This is a genomic window from Streptomyces sp. 8P21H-1, assembly GCF_013302945.1.
In genome coordinates this window covers 1-3,739 of the sequence record NZ_JABTYA010000037.1, presented here as the reverse complement: position 1 = coordinate 3,739, position 3,739 = coordinate 1, and the positions used below count along the sequence as shown (strand labels likewise).

General features: G+C 73.2%; 2 protein-coding genes and 1 pseudogene. 1 reads left to right on the top strand and 2 read right to left on the bottom strand.

Annotated elements, in window-relative coordinates:
- A pseudogene (locus tag HO151_RS00850) lies at window positions 1-201 on the bottom strand (hypothetical protein); the annotation flags it as partial.
- A gap of 332 nt (window positions 202-533) precedes the next feature.
- Between HO151_RS00850 and HO151_RS00845 the strand changes: the two are divergent.
- A complete protein-coding gene (locus HO151_RS00845; protein ID WP_173894223.1) occupies window positions 534-2,900 on the top strand; it encodes a phosphoketolase in 2,367 nt (788 codons plus the stop codon).
- A 92-nt stretch (window positions 2,901-2,992) separates the two neighbouring features.
- Here HO151_RS00845 and HO151_RS00840 read toward each other — a convergent pair.
- On the bottom strand, window positions 2,993-3,739 hold a 747-nt coding region (locus tag HO151_RS00840), incomplete at its 5' end, for a ferredoxin reductase (RefSeq protein WP_217422746.1).

The window sequence follows — 3,739 nt, the reverse complement described above, 5'->3', positions numbered from 1 at the left end:
CCGCTGCACGGCCGCGGTGTCGCGCGCCCCGTCGTACGCCCACCAGCCCACGCCGAGCCCGGCCAGCGGCGCGCCCGCGCACAGCAGCACCGCGACGACCAGGGCGGTCCACGCCTCCACCACGTCCGAGCGGCGGCGCAGCGGATTGTGCCGCTGCTTCCGCACCAGCTGCTGCCGTGTCCGCTTCTCCCGCGTGCGCATGTCCTGCCTCCCTCGCCCCTCACGACCGTCCCGCGCCGCCCCTGGGCCGCGCCGCCGGCCGCCCGGCCCCTCTTCCGCCCGCGTCCTCACGGTCGTACGCCGTCCGTGTGCCCCGCGGAGGCCGAACGGACCCCTTCGGGGGCCGGTTCGCCACTTCCGTCCGAAAGGCTTGCGGTGCGAGCGTCGTCACGACCCCGCACGGGCCGCCCGCACGACCCCGCACGACCGGCGTACGCGTGCCGCGACGACTGATCGGCGCCCCGTGTGGAACCCGTGTCCTCATCCCCTCGGAATCCCCGGAACCCCTCGGAATCGGAACAGGAGTCCTCCCCATGGCCAAGGACCGCACGGCAGCGCTCGACGCACACTGGCGCGCCGCGAACTACCTGGCCGTCGGTCAGATCTACCTGCTCGGCAACCCGCTGCTGACCGAGCCCTTGCGGCCCGAGCACATCAAGCCCCGGCTGCTCGGCCACTGGGGCACCTCGCCCGGACTCAACCTGGTGCACACCCACCTCAACCGGGTCGTCGCCGAGCGCGACCTCGACGCGATCTGCGTGTGGGGACCCGGCCACGGCGGCCCCGCCGTCCTCGCCAACTCCTGGCTGGAGGGCAGCTACACGCAGACGTACCCGGACATCACCCGGGACGCCGCCGGCATGGAGCGCCTCTTCCGGCAGTTCTCCTTTCCCGGCGGGGTCCCCAGCCACGTCGCCCCCGAGACCCCGGGCTCCCTCCACGAGGGCGGCGAGCTGGGCTACTCGCTCGCCCACGCGTACGGCGCGGCCTTCGACAACCCGGACCTGCTGGTCACCTGCGTGATCGGGGACGGCGAGGCCGAGACGGGACCGCTCGCCGGTTCCTGGCACTCCAACAAGTTCCTCGACCCGGTCCACGACGGCGCCGTCCTGCCGGTCCTGCACCTCAACGGCTACAAGATCGCCAACCCCACCGTGCTCGCCCGGCTGCCGCGCGCCGAACTCGACGACCTCCTGCGCGGCTACGGCCACGAGCCCCTCCACGTGTCCGGCGACGACCCCCGCCGCGTGCACCGGGAACTGGCCCGGGCGATGGACCTGGCGCTGGACCGCATCGCCCGTATCCAGCGGGAGGCCCGCACCGGCGGGAAGGGCCGGACCGGGACGTACGAACGCCCCCGCTGGCCCGTCGTCGTCCTGCGCACGCCCAAGGGCTGGACCGGCCCCGCCGAGGTGGACGGCGACCCGGTCGAGGGGACGTGGCGCTCCCACCAGGTCCCGCTGTCCGGTGTCCGGGACAACCCCGAGCACCTGCGGCAACTGGAGGACTGGCTGCGCTCGTACCGCCCCGAGGAACTCTTCGACGCCGAGGGCCGCCCCACCGATCTGGTCCTCGACTGCGTGCCCGAAGGCCCCCGCCGGCTCGGCGCGAACCCGCACACCAACGGCGGTCTGCTGCTGAACGCCCTGCCGATGCCCCGCCTGGAGGACTTCGCCGTCCCCGTGGACAAGCCCGGCGCGAGCATGCACGAGCCCACCCGGATCCTCGGCGACCTGCTGGCCCGGATCATGGCCGACACGGCGGAGCGGCGCAACTTCCGGGTCGTGGGCCCGGACGAGACCGAGTCGAACCGGCTCGGCGCGCTGTACGGGGCCACGGGCAAGGCATGGCAGGCCGAGATCAAGGACACCGACGAGCACCTCGTCCGCGACGGCCGCGTACTGGAGGTCCTGTCCGAACACCTCTGCCAGGGCTGGCTGGAGGGCTACCTCCTCACCGGACGGCACGGGCTGTTCTCGTCGTACGAGGCGTTCGTGCACATCGTCGACTCCATGGTCAACCAGCACATCAAGTGGCTCAAGACCGCGCGGGAACTGCCGTGGCGGGCACCGCTGGCCTCCCTCAACTACCTGCTCACCTCGCACGTCTGGCGCCAGGACCACAACGGCTTCTCGCACCAGGACCCGGGCTTCGTCGACCACGTCCTCAACAAGAGCCCGCAGGTCGTACGGGCCTACCTGCCGCCGGACGCCAACACGCTGCTGGCGGTCGCGGACCGGGCCCTGCGCAGCCGCGACCACGTGAACGTGATCGTCGCCGGCAAGCAGCCCTGCTTCGACTGGCTGTCCATGGAGCAGGCCCGCGCCCACTGCGCCCGTGGCGCGGGCATCTGGGAGTGGGCCGGGACGGAGGACGGGGAACGCGAACCGGACGTGGTGCTGGCCTGCGCCGGCGACGTGCCCACCCAGGAGGTCATCGCCGCTGCCGCACTGCTGCGCACCCATCTGCCCGACCTGGCCGTGCGGGTCGTCAACGTCGTCGACATCGCCCGGCTGATGCCGCGGGGCGAACACCCGGACGGCATGGCCGACTCCGAGTACGACGCCCTCTTCACCGCGGACAAGCCGGTGATCTTCGCCTACCACGGCTACCCCTGGCTGATCCACCGGCTGGCCTACCGGCGCACCGGCCACGGCAACCTCCATGTGCGCGGCTACCGGGAGTCGGGCACCACCACGACCCCGTTCGACATGGTCGTGCGCAACGACCTCGACCGGTACCGCCTCGTCATGGACGTCATCGACCGCGTCCCGGGTCTGGCCGTGCGCGCCGCCGCCGTACGGCAGCGGATGGCCGACGTGCGGACCCGCCACGAGAGCTGGATCCGCGAACACGGCACCGACCTGCCCGAGGTCGCCGACTGGACCTGGTCCGGCTGACGGCGGCGCCACTCCGGTCCGGAACCCGCGGGTTCCGGACCGGTCGCCGACCGCCGGTCAGCGGCCGCCGATCAGCGGTCAGCGGTCAGCGGTCAGCCGAAGCGTTCGATCCGGATGCGGTCCACCGGCTGGCCCGCGTCCACCAGCAGCCGTGACGCGTGCTCGGCGAACCCGTTCGAGCCGCACACGTACGCCTCCCAGCCGCCGTCCGGCCCGTCGGCCAGGAGCCGCTCCACCTGCGCGGCCGACACACGGCCCACGGGCACCCCCGGCGGGGCGTCGCGGGTGAACACCGCGGTGGTCTCGGCGCCGTACTCGGACGCGTAGATCAGCTCCTCGGGGCCGCGCGCGGACACGAGCAGCCGCAGCGGCACCGTCAGGTTCCGCGCACGGTGGTGACGGACCATCGACATCAGCGGTACGACACCGGACCCGGCGCCGAGGAGCAGGGCGGGCCGGTCGCCGGGCCAGGCGAAGAAACCGCTGAGCGGTCCGCGCAGCTCGACCTCGTCACCGGGCTTCGCGACCGTGTGGAACCAGCCGGACACCTCACCGCCGTCGACGTGGTCGAGGGTGAGCTCGACGTGTCCGAGGTCGTCGGGGGGCGACGCGATCGAATAGTGCCGCTGGGCGACGTAGCCGTCCGGCGCGCGCAGCCGGAGCATCAGGTGCTGGCCGGGCAGATGGCCCGCCCAGCGCGGCACGGCGAACCGGAAGGTCGCCGCGCGCGCAGTCTCCCGGCGGATGTCGGTGAGGACGGCGCGCTGCCAGGTGGCCGCGGCACGGTTGTTCACGGCGATCCGGCCGGGCACGGCGAACCGCGTCGGAGGGGTCCGGCC

Excerpts from the sequence above, each read along its gene's own strand:
- HO151_RS00845 (WP_173894223.1), top strand. The coding sequence starts at position 534 with ATGGCCAAGGACCGCACGGCAGCGCTCGACGCACACTGGCGCGCCGCG.